Annotated in this window: 10 protein-coding genes; 6 read left to right on the top strand and 4 right to left on the bottom strand. The window is 60.4% G+C overall.

The window, feature by feature from the left end; genetic code table 11:
• Window positions 1-42 precede the first annotated feature (42 nt).
• Window positions 43-609, bottom strand: coding sequence for a tetratricopeptide repeat protein (locus tag AC2A6O_RS28195; RefSeq protein WP_498932051.1), 567 nt, complete (start codon window positions 607-609; stop codon window positions 43-45).
• A 139-nt stretch (window positions 610-748) separates the two neighbouring features.
• On the opposite strand from AC2A6O_RS28195, the gene AC2A6O_RS28190 reads away from it, so the two are divergent.
• The gene (locus AC2A6O_RS28190) at window positions 749-1,639 is read left to right on the top strand and encodes a 50S ribosomal protein L11 methyltransferase (RefSeq protein ID WP_498932050.1); all 891 of its coding nucleotides are present in this window, start codon (window positions 749-751) and stop codon (window positions 1,637-1,639) included.
• 196 nt (window positions 1,640-1,835) lie between these two features.
• Here AC2A6O_RS28190 and AC2A6O_RS28185 read toward each other — a convergent pair whose 3' ends face one another.
• Window positions 1,836-2,039, bottom strand: a complete 204-nt coding sequence (locus AC2A6O_RS28185) for a hypothetical protein (protein WP_286192717.1) — start codon at window positions 2,037-2,039, stop codon at window positions 1,836-1,838.
• A gap of 248 nt (window positions 2,040-2,287) precedes the next feature.
• Here AC2A6O_RS28185 and AC2A6O_RS28180 point away from each other — a divergent pair, with 248 nt between their 5' ends.
• Together AC2A6O_RS28180 and AC2A6O_RS28175 are read left to right on the top strand one after the other, a co-directional pair.
• Window positions 2,288-4,102 carry an aminopeptidase P family protein gene (locus tag AC2A6O_RS28180; RefSeq protein WP_498932049.1) on the top strand — a complete coding sequence of 605 codons (1,815 nt, stop codon included), beginning with the start codon at window positions 2,288-2,290 and terminating at the stop codon, window positions 4,100-4,102.
• Window positions 4,103-4,171: 69 nt separating this feature from the next.
• Window positions 4,172-5,206 carry a phytanoyl-CoA dioxygenase family protein gene (locus AC2A6O_RS28175; RefSeq protein WP_498932048.1) on the top strand — a complete coding sequence of 345 codons (1,035 nt, stop codon included), beginning with the start codon at window positions 4,172-4,174 and terminating at the stop codon, window positions 5,204-5,206.
• A gap of 41 nt (window positions 5,207-5,247) precedes the next feature.
• Here the strand turns inward: AC2A6O_RS28175 and AC2A6O_RS28170 are convergent, their stop codons facing one another.
• Window positions 5,248-6,900: a chloride channel protein gene (locus AC2A6O_RS28170; protein ID WP_148586053.1), complete on the bottom strand. Its 1,653-nt coding sequence runs from the start codon at window positions 6,898-6,900 to the stop codon at window positions 5,248-5,250.
• A 260-nt stretch (window positions 6,901-7,160) separates the two neighbouring features.
• On the opposite strand from AC2A6O_RS28170, the gene AC2A6O_RS28165 reads away from it, so the two are divergent.
• Window positions 7,161-8,975, top strand: a complete 1,815-nt coding sequence (locus tag AC2A6O_RS28165; protein WP_498932047.1) for a chloride channel protein — start codon at window positions 7,161-7,163, stop codon at window positions 8,973-8,975.
• Window positions 8,976-9,048: 73 nt separating this feature from the next.
• Here the strand turns inward: AC2A6O_RS28165 and AC2A6O_RS28160 are convergent, their stop codons facing one another.
• Entirely contained in the window at window positions 9,049-9,588 is a 540-nt protein-coding gene (locus AC2A6O_RS28160) for a thioesterase family protein (protein ID WP_498932046.1), read from the bottom strand.
• Window positions 9,589-9,670: 82 nt separating this feature from the next.
• Between AC2A6O_RS28160 and AC2A6O_RS28155 the strand changes: the two genes are divergently transcribed.
• The gene (locus AC2A6O_RS28155; protein WP_498932045.1) at window positions 9,671-11,095 is read left to right on the top strand and encodes an FAD-binding oxidoreductase; all 1,425 of its coding nucleotides are present in this window, start codon (window positions 9,671-9,673) and stop codon (window positions 11,093-11,095) included.
• 181 nt (window positions 11,096-11,276) lie between these two features.
• Entirely contained in the window at window positions 11,277-15,119 is a 3,843-nt protein-coding gene (locus AC2A6O_RS28150) for an AsmA family protein (RefSeq protein ID WP_498932044.1), read from the top strand.
• Window positions 15,120-15,289 lie beyond the last annotated feature (170 nt).

Here is a 15,289-nt window from a genome sequence, read left to right as displayed (position 1 = left end):
TGGATAGGAACGGCAAAGCGGGGGCTGCTCGCTCCTAATGCGTTAAAGGTCAACGCCCTGTGGTTTGATCAGCATGTCGCGCTCCTTCAGGAACGGGTGAATACCAACCGCTTCCCGCAGAACTTCCTGTCCTGCATCCACCCGGCCAAGCGTCATCAGGATGATTGCCTTTCCGGACAGGGCTCCAAAGTGGCGGGGTTCCAGCTCCAGGGCGCGTTCGATATCGTCCAGACTGGCTTCATAGTTGCCTTGCAGGAACAGGATGAAGGCGCGCTGGTTCCAGCCTTCCGAATAGTCCGGAGCCTCTGCCACGACCTGGTCGAGCAACTCCTTTGCTCCCTGAAAGTCGTAACCGTCGCGCCGTCGCATCGCCTCATCCACTTTTTTCCGGATATCCGGGCTTGGGGCAGCATCCAGCCAACTATTCCAGATGTCGTCTTCTATCCGGCTGGCTTCTTCCTCTGTCGGCGCATTTTTCAAGGCCTTGAACAGGGCGTCCTGTTCTGCCGTCGCACCGGCTGGCAGCACGAGCAGGGTGAGGCAGATGGCTGCGGCGAGCAGCACCACACCTGCGGAGTGCCAAAACGCTTGCGAAAAAAGGCGTGTCATGGGTGTTTCCTCGCATTTCCTATGCAAATGGGGCGTAGGCCCGGTTTGCCCAGTCCACCCGCCGTTTCAAGCTGGCATCGGCTGCCGCTTCCCGCTATACCGCACGCCTTGACCCCAACAACAACAGGCGCGAGCGGCAATGAAAACCATCCGGGTGCGGATCACGGCTGAAGAACTGGAAGCCAAGCGGATCTCCGAAATCCTTGAAAGGGCCTTCGAGGACGACGGCAATCCGGTGACGATCTATGAAGCAACGCCGGATGGGCGCCTCTGGGCGGCTGAAATCCTTCTGTTCGACATGGAGCCGGATGATGCGGCTGCGACCGTTCGTGACCGTGTCGGCGCGGATGCCTTCGCCGCGCCGCTGGAAGCGGAAGAACTGCCGGACATCAACTGGGTGGAAAAGTCTCTGGAAGGGCTGAAGCCGGTGAAGGCCGGACGGTTTGTCGTTCACGGTGGTCACGACCGGGACAAGGTTCCAGGCGGGGCCATCGGCATCGAGATCGAAGCCGCGCTTGCTTTCGGAACCGGCCACCACGGCACGACCGCCGGCTGTCTTGAGGAAATCGACCGGCTGCTGTCGATGCGCGAGTACGACAGCATTCTCGATCTGGGCACAGGCACCGGCGTGCTGGCAATTGCCGCCGCGCTTCAATCCCGCCAACCTGTGCTGGCAACCGACATCGACGCGGTCGCGACGAAAACGGCTTTGGAAAATGCGCGTCTCAACGGTGCTGGACATTTGGTGAAGGGCTTCACGGCCAACGGTATCGATGACCGCCGGTTCCGCCACTACGGTCCGTTCGACCTGGTGATCGCCAACATCCTGGCGCGGCCGCTGATGAAAATGGCCAAATCCATCGGCGAACGCATGACCCCGACCGCAACCCTTGTGCTCTCCGGCCTCAGGGTCGAAGACGGGCCGCGAATCCTGTTCGCTTACGGGTGCCAAGGGTTCATTCTGGACCGGCGCGGCGAAAAGGACGGCTGGCTGACACTGACGCTCGTGCGGGGCAGGAAACACGCCTGATACCAGTTTCCCGTTTGCCGAGGGTCTGCTTGATCACGTCCTCAGCCCGCGAAGCGCGCTTGCGCGCGTCTTAAAGGATCGGCCAAACGCCTCGCGTGGTTCGCCCGTTCCTGTTTCCAAATACAAAAAGACCCGCCGGAAATACCGGCGGGTCTTTTTTTGCACAGTGGTCTTTAACTAAACCGTCCTGAGCCCCTTAGAACGCAGAGGTTGAAGTGCCTTCGCGCTCCAGCTGCTCGCGGTCATAGCCGTGGGAGGCCAAGGTCGCGTCGTCCAGCGAAAGCAGGTAGCCGTTGACATAGCGGCGTGCCTGAAGGGAGCGGGCTTCAATCATGCGGTCGAATGCGCGGCGCATGAAGCTGCCGCCAGCGCGGGTCGAAGTGGTTGTTTTCATGGTCATAGTGATCAATCCCATTTGAAGGTCAAGAGCTTCCCTAGGGAGAAACGTCTTTTTTGTTTTGTGGCCTCTATATGCGCTATTGCCGGAGCCGTAGGTAGGCCTTGTAACGCATGCCAGCCTTGCGCTGTTCGCATATGCGAAATATTTTGCTGCAATGCAGCATATGAGGAAGATAATGCTGCTAAAACAATTTAGGCGGAAAAAATATCCAGCTTGATCCGATTGGGCCGCGAAATTATCTTGCCGACATGTTCCAAACTTTTGATGATCTCAGTGATCCTTCCTGTGGTGCGCCGCATGTGGCGCTTCTCAGAGCCGAACTTTCCCGCCGTGGTCTCGACGGCTTTCTCGTGCCGCGAGCCGATGCGCATCAGGGTGAATATGTGCCGCCGCACGATTGCCGGCTGCAATGGCTGACCGGGTTTACCGGGTCTGCCGGCATGGCTGCTGTTCTTGGAGAGGATGCGGCGATTTTCGTCGATGGCCGCTACACCATCCAGGTGAGGGACCAGGTCGACATGGCGGTGTTTCCGGCACGCCACCTGATCAATGAACCTGTGACCGATTGGCTTGCCGAGCGGCTGCAGCCGGGGCAAAAACTTGGCATTGATGCCATGCTGCATACAGTGCGTGAGGTTCGCCGCCTGGAGGACATCTGCGAGGCGGCCGGTGCCACGCTGGTGAAGTTGCACAACAACCCCATCGATACTGTCTGGAAGGACCGACCGGAACCTCCGCTCGGTCAGGTCTCGCTCTATCCGGTGGAGCTTGCAGGACGCGCATCGAAGGACAAGATTGCTGAAATCCAGTCCGCTCTTGGCGAGAAGAAGGCGGATGCCTGTGTGCTGACACAGCCGGATTCGATCGCATGGCTTTTCAACATCCGTGGCTCGGACGTCACGCATACGCCGCTGCCGCTGTCTTTTGCCACTGTTCCGGCGAATGGCAAACCGTCTCTCTTTATTGATGGTCGCAAGCTGTCCAATTCCGTCCGCGACGCCCTTTCCAACCTGACGGAACTCAACGAGCCGAGCGAGTTCAAGCCGGGGCTGGAGGCGCTCGGCAAGGCAAGTGCCCGGGTGATGATCGATCCGGGCCTTGCCGGGATCGGCATCGCCGATGCCATTACGGAGGCTGGCGGAACACTGCTGGAAGCGCAGGATCCGATCCTGTTGCCGAAGGCGATCAAGAATGAAACGGAACTCAAAGGTGCGCGCACCGCGCATATCCGCGACGCCGCGGCTTTCGTGAATTTCCTGTGCTGGTTCGATGAAGTTGCCCCGCAGGGTGATCTCGATGAAATCAGCGCCGCCGAGAAGCTTGAACAGTTCCGGCAGGAAACCGGGGTCCTGAAGGATATTTCCTTCGATACGATTTCCGGCGCAGGCCAGAACGGGGCGATCTGCCACTACAGGGTCAGCCGGTCCAGCAATCTGAAGATCCCGGTCGGCAAACCGTTCCTGATCGATTCGGGGGCCCAATACGAAGATGGCACCACCGACATCACCCGCACGCTTGCGGTCGGTGAGGTGAGTGCGGAGATGAAGAAGCACTATACGCTGGTGCTGAAAGGGCATATCGCCATCTCCACGGCAAAATTCCCGGAAGGCACCACCGGTGCCCAGCTCGATACGCTTGCCCGCATCGATCTCTGGAAGGCGGGTCTTGATTTCGACCACGGCACCGGTCATGGCGTGGGGGCTTACCTGAGCGTTCACGAGGGACCGCAGCGCATTTCGAAAACCGGCTCTGTGCCTCTGAAAACAGGCATGATCCTGTCGAATGAGCCAGGCTACTATCCGGCCGGCGAATACGGCATCCGGATTGAAAATCTGGAAGTCGTTACTCCGGCACGGGATCTGCCGGGCGGCGAACGGCCGATGCTCGGGTTCGAAACCATCACCCTGGTACCGATGGATTTGCGGCTGATCGAGCCCGGGCTGCTGACGGCCGCCGAACGGGACTGGCTGAACCGCTATCATGAAAAGGTTCGCAACGAGATCGGCCCGCTGGTGGCGGCAAAGGAGCGGATCTGGCTGGAACAGGCGACAAAAGCGATCTAAAAGACCCTGGAGGCGGTTTGGACCGGCCTCTCTGTTTTGAATTGCTGTTTATCGAGCTGAGGTTTTTCAATGCGCGCCGCGGATGTTCTCAAGATGCCGCTCTATGCTGCCGAACTGGCAACCGGGGCCAAGTCGTTTCGGGACAACCCGCTGATCGGCAGCCGCCGGCTGAACGAGGCGGGGTTGCACGCCAAGCGCATCAAGCTTGCGGAGAAAATGGCCGACGCGCGCCGCCGCAGGCTGGAGCATCTCCTTCCGGAAGCTGATCGCGATGCTTATGCAAGGGACGGCTTCATCGCCACCCGGGATGTGTTGCCGGACGCCGAACTCGCCGCTCTGCGCAAGGAAGTTGAAACAACCCGGTTCGACGCCTGGGACATGCGCCAAGGCAATGCGGTCACGCGCTTCATTCCCCTGCCGCCAAGTGTGCTGGCGGATCTGCCTCACTTGAAAGCATTCGTCTGGAGCAAGCCGTTTCAGAACGGTCTGCGGTACGTCGGGTCCACCAACGGCGATCCTCTGGTCTATCTGCACATCGTCATGACAAATCCGGACACCAAGCGCAGAGCGGACCCGCAAACCGCCTTCCATTCCGATACGTTCCATCAGACGGCGAAATCGTGGTTTTTTCTCTATGACATCGATGATGCCGAGGGACCCTTCACCTATATTCCCGGATCGCACCGCCTGACGCCGGAACGGCTGGAATGGGAGCGCGAACAGAGCCTGTCGGCCTGCGGCGACAAGAACACGCTGCATGCCCGAGGCTCCTTCCGCCTTGCGCCTGAGGAGCTGGAACGGCTGAGATATCCTGAGCCTGTGCGGTTTGCGGTTCCCGGCAACACGCTTGTCGTTGCCGACACACATGGTTTCCACGCCCGCGCCACGAGCAAACGGCCGTCGGTCCGCGTCGGTATCTACGGGTCGTTGCGACGGAACCCGTTCCTGCCATGGGCAGGGCTCGATCCGTTTGATCTGCCGGGGGTAAGAGGGCGCCAGGCGCGGTTCTATATGGCGCAGAAGGATCTGCAATTCCGCCTGAAGGGCAAAACATCCCACCGGTACGCCGGCAAGATCCTGGCAACCGAACCGTCGAAATTCTGATCGGCCGGAATGTCCGGCAGAGGGGTGTCTGCCACCCGTCTTTAGTGGTGCTCTTCTTCGTTGGCCTTGATCAGGGCAGCATTGAAGTGATTGAGCGCCCGCACGTGGCGCGCCACTCCGATGATCCGTGTCGCATCCTTGCTGCTGACGACAGGAAGCTGCGCCTCGCCGCTGGAATCGAAGCTTTTCAACGCGCTTTCAAGTGAATCGGTGTCGTGCAGATAGGCGCCGTCCTCGCCCGGCCGGAACACCCGGTCCTGTTCGTTGGCAGGGGGAGGGCCCATGAAGTCCTTCACCTTCACCGTTTCGCTAAGAAAGCGGTGAATGCCATCGTTCACGAAGTACCCGCGCAGTCCGAGCAGCCAATGGAAATAGGATTTCCCGTGGACCGCCTGGGTCAGGCCAGTTGCGATCGAAACAGTCAGTAGCAGGGCGATGGACAGCGTGTAGCCACCGGTCAACTCGAACACGATCATGGTTGTTGAAAAGGGCGCCCCGAGAACGGCGGCGGCAACGGCTCCCATGCCCAGAATGGCGTAAAGGCCTTCACTTGAAGCCAGTTCGGGAAAGACAGAGGCGGCAATCAGTCCGAAGGCCCCTCCGGTCATCGCCCCGATATAGAGCGAAGGCGAAAAGATGCCGCCGCCAAAGCGGGACGCGAGCGTTATCGCGGTGGCCGCTGTTTTGGCAACGAGCAACACCAGTAGCATCGCCAGCGGGATCTGATCCTTCAGCGCAGCATCCGTGGTTTCATAGCCAACGCCGAGAACATCGGGAAAGACCAGTGCAATCAACCCGACCACGAAGCCCCCGATAACAGGTCTCAGCCAGACGGGTATCGAGATGTTCCGCGCGAACCAGTCCGTTCCGATTAATGCGAACTGGAACAGGATCGCCACCAGGGCAGAGACAAGGCCGAGCAGGGCGAACGCCGGAAATTCCCAATAGGAGGTGATCTGGTGTCCTGGGATCACGAAAGCGGCGACATCACCGAACCAGAGCCGCGAAAACACGGTGCCTGTGACGGCCGCAATCGCGATAGGCGAAATCGCCGACATTGCATAGTGGCCGAGAATGACCTCATGGGCGAACAGAACCCCTGCGATGGGCGCGTTGAAGGATGCCGAGACCGCACTGGCAACACCGCAAGCCAGCAGAATGCGGTGCGCGGATTCGGGAAGCTGAAACAGGCGGCCGACCGACGCCCCGATGGTCGCGCCCAGATGGACGACGGGGCCTTCGCGCCCGGCACTGGCACCGAAGCCGAGCGACAACGCGGTGATCAGGGCAGATGAAATGCCTGGCCAGAACGGCAGTCCGCGCCCCCCCTTCACCCGGGCCTCGATCACATCCGAGACACTGAAAGTTCTCTGCATCGGCTGCATGTACTGAAGCAGCAGACCGACCAGCAGTCCGCCGATGGTGGGGCCGGCGACAATCACGTACCAAGGCAGGGTTGCGGCAGCGCTGACGACATGTTCCGTCGCGGTGCCGAGCCAGGGTACCTGCACGAGACTGATGATCTCGCGAAAGATAATGGCCGCCCAGGAAACGAAGGTGCCAATCAGAAGGGCCAGTAGCCAGACGATATGGCTTTTCTGACGCAGAAATTCTCTGATGTTGAGCCAGATGCCTGCGAAAAGCCTGACGATGCCGGAACGAATGGCAGGAACGAGCCTAAAGAAAAAGTTCAATCGATCTGGCATTTGGTCGGCGGCACTCACCTGGAAACAAGAGCCAATCTGGCACACGCGCCCATATTAAGGACGAACAGCTTTACTTCATCGACAAAATCAAAAAAAAAGCGCTTGTCCCTTGATTTTCATGTGTTCAGGTTTAAGGAGGGGAAGTCGAAGCCTTGAGCCAAGTTGCCGTTGCGGTCGCCGAGACCGGTTGTCAGGGGCTTCGGCAATCGCCATAGTTTGCCCTTTCAGCCAAAAAGTGTTGGCCTGCCATGTCCGTTGTTGAACCGTCCGATACCCAGTCACTGCCCGGTGATGGGGCTCCCGACGAGATAAAAGAACGCGTTTTTTCTGTTCCGTTGCTGTGTCTTGTTGCGTTCTTCATAGGGATCGTTGCAGCCGCCGGAGCGGTGTTCTTCCGATATCTTATCTCGATCGTTCACAACCTTTTCTATTACGGAAAATTTTCGACCGTTTACGACGCAAACCAGTTCGCGGAAGCCAGCCCGCTTGGTGCCCTGGTCATTCTTGTGCCTGTCATCGGCGGCCTGATCGTGGTTTTTCTGGTGAGGACCTTTGCGCCCGAAGCCAAGGGCCATGGTGTGCCGGAGGTCATGTTCGCGATCTACCACAAGAAGGGCGACGTGCGCGGCGTTGTGGCACTGGTCAAGTCCTTCGCGTCGGCGATTTCCATTGGCACCGGCGCCTCTGTCGGCCGTGAGGGCCCCATCATCCAGATCGGCGCTTCTTTCGGCTCGACAATCGCCAGGGCCCTGCATCTGCCCCGATGGCAGAAAATCACGCTGCTGTCGGCGGGCGCCGGGGCAGGGATTGCGGCCACTTTCAACACGCCGCTGGGCGGCGTGCTGTTTGCGGTCGAGATGCTCTTGCCTGAGGTCAGCAACCGGACGTTCCTGCCGGTGGTTGTTGCCACCGCAACGGCGACCTATGCTGGCCGCATTGCCTTTGGTCTCGACCCTGCCTTTATCGTTCCGATCTCGGCGGAAAAGGCGATCGAGGCCATCGACCCCATTCAGCTTGGCGCCTATGCGCTGCTTGGCGTGCTGGCGGGCATCGCCTCCTGGGCTTTCATCCGCACGCTTGCCTGGTGCGAGGATGTGTTCCCTCAGCTTCCGGGCAATGATTACACCCAGAACATCATCGGCATGCTGATGATCGGCACGCTGAGCTATGCTCTGATGCTGACCACCGGTCATTACCACACGGCCGGTGTCGGCTACGCCACGATCCAGGATATCCTCAACTCGACGCCGTATACGCTTGTTCTGCTGGCTGTTCTGTTCATCGCGAAGATCATCGCGACATCGATCAGCCTTGGCGCAGGGGCGTCGGGCGGTGTGTTCTCGCCCTCGCTGTTCATCGGCGCGACGCTGGGCGGCATGGTCGGTGTCCTGTGTTCTCACCTCTTCCCGGACAGCGGGTTCACACCTGTGGAATTTGCCCTTGTGGGCATGGGGGCTCTTGTGGGCGGCGCGACCGGTGCGTCGATGACCGCCATCGTGATGATCTTCGAGATGACCCGCGACTATAACGTCATCGTGCCGCTGGTTCTGGCAGTCGCGATTGCGGTTGGTATGCGGCGCTGGCTCATCACGGACAACATCTACACCGTCAAACTGCGGCATCGTGGCAAACCGATCCCACAGAACCGGCACACCAACATGTATCTGGTGCAGCCGATCAAGGAAGTGATGGCGAAGAACTTCGTGATCCTGCCGCTCGATACGCCGATCCAGGAAGCCATTTCCGCGGTGAGCGCCGATGGAGCGTCCCACATCATCGCGTCCGATGGGGCCCGCATCGCCGGTTTCGTGCGCCTCGGCACAATCCCGTATCAGGCCGACCGTTTTGCAGGGCAGACACTGCGTGCGGTCCTCTCCAGCGACTTCGTGGTTGCTCCGGCAACAAATATCATGAACTCGGTGATTACCCGCATGAACAACCGCAATCGCAGCTGCGCGATCATCGTCTCCGGTGACGGCCGCATTCCGCGCCCGGACGATGTGGTCGGTGTTGTCGATTCCAAGGAAATTGCCGGCGTGGTTGTCTCCAACCACTACGGCTGAGGCAGTCGGTCAAGACGTCAGCCCGTGGAGCGGTGTTCCGTTCCACGGGCTTTTTTGTTTGCGGATCAATGGCTCAAGGCTTTTTGCGGATCTCGATGTGGCGCCCGGCGCGTTCTGGGCGCGGCAATGAACGATGAGCTTCAGACAAGGCCGTCAAATTGGCCGTAATATCCTCCGGCCAGGGGGCAACCTTGCGGGCGTTCATGTCGACATGAAGACTGAGCTGCTCGGAGGTCGCCGACAGCCAGCCTTCTTCCGCATGGCGCAGTTCCTGGTAGAAGTGGGCGCGCTTGGCGTCGAAGTCGACAAGCTGAAGTGTCGCGATCACCGGCATGCCGGCGCTGAGTTCGCGCACATAGCAGACGTGCACTTCCGCGGTGAAATACGACGCGTCGCGGGTCTTCACATAGTCGGGACCAAGGCCGAGGCGTAGAAAGACCTCGTCGACGGCAGTATCGAAGAGAACGTTGTAATAGGCCATGTTCAGGTGGCCGTTGTAATCGATCCAGTCCTCCTTGACCGTCATGATTTCGCTTTCCACCGGCTTTGCGTCCCAAGTCACCTTTCCAATCCTCCTTGCGCCATTGTGTCCAACCCTGCGAGAAATGCCCATTAGGCTTTGACCTTTCGGGCCGGGGCTAACATATTCGGTTTTTTACCGCGCAGACAAAAGCGCGGCCCCAGGAGGAAAGAAAATGCCGGAACTGGCAAATGCGACCAATGAAGCGCAAGCTCTTGAAAAGAATAGCGGGATTGGCGCTGCCATCGAGAAGCTGACGGAGCTGTTCAAGGACCGTTGTTCCACATCCAGGGCCTTGCGGGAGCAGCATGCCCACACCACCACCTGGCTGAAGAATCAGCCGCCAGACGCAGTCGTTTTCGTGGAGACGACCGAAGAAGTCGCCGAAGCGGTAAAGATCTGCGCTGCCTACAAGGTGCCGATGATCGCCTTCGGGACAGGATCATCGCTTGAAGGTCACGTGAATGCGCCGTTTGGTGGCATTTCAATCGATCTGTCACGCATGAACAACGTTCTGGAAGTCAACGCGCAGGATCTTGACTGCCGTGTCGAGGCCGGGGTGACGCGCAAACAGCTCAACAGTTTCATTCGCGACACCGGCCTGTTCTTCCCGATTGATCCGGGGGCGGATGCAAGCATTGGCGGCATGGCGGCCACGCGTGCTTCGGGCACCAATGCGGTTCGCTACGGCACGATGAAGGACGCCGTTCTCGGCCTTACCGTTGTGACGGCGGACGGACGCATCATCAAGACGGGCGGCAGAGCGAAAAAGTCTTCGGCCGGCTATGATCTGACCCGGCTGTTTGTCGGCTCGGAAGGCACGCTTGGCATCATCACGGAGCTGACCCTGCGCCTTAATGGACAGCCGGAGGCCATTTCCGGCGGTGTCTGCCCGTTCCCGGATGTCGCGTCGGCCTGTAACGCGGTGATCATGACCATCCAGATGGGGCTGCCTGTTGCCCGTATCGAACTTCTGGACGAAGTTCAGGTGCGTGGCTGCAACACCTATTCCAAGCTGGATCTGCCTGAAACGCCGACGCTTTTCCTGGAGTTTCATGGGTCTGAGGCCGGCGTTCAGGAGCAGTCCGAGACCTTTTCCGCCATCGCCGAAGAATTTGGCGGCGGGCCGTTCAAATGGGCGACGGGTGCCGAGGAACGGACGAAACTGTGGGCCGCACGCCATGACGCCTATTGGGCCGGCAAGTCGCTGAAGCCCGACGCCAGCATCATGGTAACGGACGTCTGCGTGCCGATTTCGCGCCTTGCCGACTGCGTCGCGGCCACGGCCGAGGACATCCGCAACGAAGGCTTGCTGGCGCCAATCGTCGGCCATGTCGGCGACGGCAACTTCCACGTCCAGATCCTTGTCGATCTGGAGGACCCGGACGAAAAGCAGCGGACAGAGGACTTTGTCGCACGGCTTTCACTGAGGGCGATCGACATGGGCGGCACCTGCACCGGCGAACATGGGGTCGGCCAGGGCAAGCAGAAATACATGGCCAGGGAACATGGCGAAGCGCTTGAGGTTATGCGCTCTGTCAAACAGGCGCTCGATCCTAACAATTTGATGAATCCCGGCAAGATCCTGCCGCAGTCATGATATTGTATCGAATCAGTTCAATAGGTTCGTTTTGCTCCGCCGGACGACGCGCTGCTGCGGTCCGGCTGGCGCCGGCAATCCTGTGTTTGCACTGCAGCAGGGATCGGCTACATCTATCCGGTACGATATCCGGTGACTTTGGAGAACAAGGAGACAAGGCCTGAACTCCGTCTACATCACGTTGGGTGTAACAGTCATTCTGGTGCTGGTGGCAGCGCTGGTCGGGCCGTTCTTTATCGACTGGACCGTTTACCGCTCGACTTTCGAAAGCTATGCGGAACGCGCGCTCGGGCACAAGGTGACTGTGCTGGGCGAGGCGGATCTGCGGCTTCTGCCTGCTCCGTCCATCAGTTTCTCCGACGTTCGCGTCGGCGGTGCGGAAGACCCGCTGCTGGTTGTGTCGCGGTTCGATATGCGTATCGAACTTCCGTCGCTTCTGAAGGGTGAGATTCGCGTTCTGGATATGGAACTCGACCGCCCGCATCTGGCGCTTTCGCTGGATGAGCAGGGCCGTCTGGACTGGCTGACCGCCATGACCTCAAACGGGGCCATCTCCAAACTGGCACCGGACGACCTGTCTTTCGAAAATGTCACGATCCGAGACGGCGCATTGACGATTGTCGATGCGCGGTCCGGGGAGATCAACAGGATCGATAACGGCAACCTTGTCGTATCCGCACGGTCGCTTGCCGGTCCGTTCCGGGGCGCTGGAAGCCTCACGCTGAACGGAACGCCCTATACGGTCAGTCTGGCGACAGGCCGCGCTCAGGAAGATGCCGGACTGCGCGTGAAAGGCGACGTGACGCCAACCGACCGGCCTGTCAGTTTCTCCTTCGATGGCCACCTTCAGGTGGCCGATGCAGCCCCGGTCTTCGATGGCCGGTTCAACATCGCCTCGGTCGCGCTGGAAGAAAACGATCCGAACACGTGGCAGGCGGAAGGGCAGTTCACTGCCGATATCGCCGAGGTCGCCGTTCCTGAATTCGAATTCCGCTACGGACCTGAAGACCGGCGTTTGAGCATGACCGGCAATGCGGATCTGCTTTACGCAGGCGACAAACGGTTCGAGATCCGCGCAAAGTCGAAGCAGGTTGATCTGGACAGGCTGCTTGGTGGCGGGCCTCAGTCGCCAGTCGATATCAACGAGGCGGCAAAACGGTTGGTCGCGGCCCTTCGCGTCGTGCCCTTGCCGTCCATCGATGGCGCCATTTCCATGGACGTTCCGGCGCTGGTGGCCGGTGGCGGCATCATTCAGAATGTTCGCCTGGATCTTGAAACCACTCTGGGCGGCTGGCGCGTTGCGCGCCTTGCCGGACGCCTGCCGGGCCGCACGATGGTAGCAACCCAGGGCGATCTCGGTCTGGAGCCGTCTCTGACCTATCGCGGTGCGGTGTCGATCAACTCCGAGCAGCCAGGATCGCTGCTGAGTTGGTGGCGCAAGAAGGACAGCGGTACCGGCACAATCGAGCCGGTGACCCTGGAAGGCCGCCTGAACCTAGTGCAAGACGGAGCGGCTCTGGACAATCTGCGGCTGACCATTGCCGGGTCCGAAGCCCGTGGCGGTCTGGCTTACCGTATTCCCCGCAGCGGCAACTCGGAATTCTCTCTGTCTCTGGAGGCTGACCGGCTCGATCTGGACCAGATCGAAAACATGGCTGCGCTGCTTCACCCCCAGGCGGGGGCGGCGGGTGACCCGCAAGATCCCAAGGGTCTCGACGTTTCCCTGCGTCTGCGTGCCAAACAGGTGGTGGCGCGCGGTGTCGAAGGCAAAGGCCTGGCGCTGGAAGCGGAATATTCGGACGGCGGCGTCCGGATCGACAGGCTGTTTGCGGACGATCTGGCAGGCGCCCGGCTCGACGTTTCCGGCGATATCCGCAATCTCTTTTCTGCCCCTGAGGGGGCAGTCTCGGGAACGCTCGATGCCCGCGATCTGAGCGGCCTTGTGGCGCTGGCGGGGGGACTGTTTCCGGAAACCGTGTTCGCAGAGCGGCTGGAGCGTGCAGCCGCAAGTCTGGTGCCTGCCAAGTTCGATGCGGAGTTGAAGGCTGCCGCGGCGGGCGAGACAACAGACATGACGCTGCGCCTCGATGGCAGCGCGGGCGGGGCGGACACTGAAATCAGTGCGGAACTCAAGGGGCGTGTCGATCAGTGGCACGATGCGGAAATTGCTGTCGGCGTGGAGTTGAACGGTCCGGACGGCGGCAGACTTCTGCAGCAGCTTGGTTTCGACGTCATTCCGCTGGAAGCTGCCGGCAGTGGCCATCTGGCGCTGAATGTTGCCGGCATTCCGGCCAAGGGCCTGACGACGCATCTTGCCACCGAAGTCGGCGCATCAAAGGTCGACGCCATGGGCACCGTAACCCTGAAAAAGGATGAGGCGCCGGAATACCTGATGTCCGTGAATGCGGAGACCGCCGACCTTGGGCCGCTGGCCTTGATGGCCGGGCGGGTTCTGCCGATCATGAGCGGCACGATCCCGGCTGCGCTTTCGGTGGATCTGGAAGGCGTTGGCAGCTCATTGGCTATCAGCAGGGCCGAAGGGGCGCTCGGGTCCACGTCCTTCGAGGGACGTCTTGAAGGCGACCTTGAACCGGCTCAGGGAGAACGCAACAGACGTTTTTCCGGCGAGATGACGGTGTCCGAGGCCGATCTGCGCACCATGACGGAACTCGTGCTTGGCCCGGACCAGTGGTTCTCGGCCGGCGATGGTTCCAGTATGTGGCCGACGACCCCGTTTGGCTCGCCGCTTCTGGATGGTCTCGACCTGACAGTGCAGCTCAAGGCAGACAGACTGCTGCTGGACGAGGAAACGGCAATCACCAGTCCCAGTGCCGAGCTTCGGCTGTCGCCGAGCCTGTTCCGTCTGGACGGGCTGCACGGAGCCTTTGTCGGTGGCCAGCTTGACGGCAGTCTCTCGATCCGCCGAACGGAAGCTGAGGCAGCGGCCTCCGGCCGGGTCAAACTCGACAATGCCGACCTGAGGCAGGTGTCCTGGCGGCCGGACAACAGGGCGGTCGCCTCCGGAACGCTCGACCTTTTCCTGGAGTTCGAAGGGGCTGGGCGGTCGATTTCGGCAATCGTGAGCGGCCTCACCGGCGGTGGCACGTTCTCGATGGAGAACGGCGACTTCCGGGGCCTCAATCCGCAGGCCTTTCCGCTGGTGACCCGCGCTGTGGACGCGGGACTGGACCTTCAGGATGACAAGATTCGAGACGTTTTTGTCAGCCACATGGCTGCGGGCAGCCTGCCGTTCAAGCGCGTTGACGGCACGTTGACAATGGTCGGCGGCCGGCTGAGTGCGCGCAATGTGGTGGTCGATGCAGAAAAGGCCGAGATCTTCGGCAGTGCAGAAATGGACCTTGCCAACTACGACCTTGATGCGGATTTCTCCTTGAAGGTCGATCCGGGCGAGGATGCGGTGACGGGTGCTGAGCCGCAAGTCGGGCTGCTGTTCGAAGGGCCTGTGGAAGCACCGGAGCGCCGTATCGATATCGCACCTTTCACCGCCTATCTGACGTTGCGCGCCTTTGAGCGGGAAGTTGAGCGCGTTGAGAAACTTCAGGCGGAAATCCTGGAGCGCGACCGTCTTGTGAGGGAGCTGAAAAATCAGCGGGAAGGCGAGGCCCGCCGGCAGCGTGAAGCGACACGTGCTGCAGAGGAAGAGCAGCTTCAACTGGAGCAGGGGCAGTCCGGAGACGGCAGCGAGCCTCAGGCAGATCCGGATAAGCAGGAAAATTCGGCCCTGCCACAGCAAACCGACTCAACGCCGCGCCGGGAAACCCGCGCCGCGCCCCCGCCAGCTCCAACTCCGGCACCGGCTCCAGCCGTTGCCGCAGCCCCCTTTGCCGATCGCATCCGTACCCTTCTGGAATCCCCGGACCTGGACGACCTGACAGCGCCGCCAAGTGATGTTCCGGCCGAAAAACCATCAAACGGCCTGCCGCCTCTGGACCCGCCCGTCTCGATTGAGGACCTCCTGACCCGCGACGTCGGCTCGCCGCTGGTCCTGCCCGGCGCGCAGTGATAGGCCTGTGCGACGAGCCTTCGCTCGTCGGTATTGGTAAGGTGTTGCCTGAAGCCCTTGAACGGTCGTCAGAAAAGAAGCTGCCCTACCAACTCCAGTTTTCCAACAGTCTCCCCTCATCCTGAGGAAGCGCGAAGCGCTGTCTCGAAGGATGGGCTGCTTGCTCGAGA

This window comes from Labrenzia sp. ATLA3 (assembly GCF_057180185.1).
Note: the sequence above shows the minus strand (reverse complement) of the source record. Positions and strands in the feature narration are given on the sequence as shown.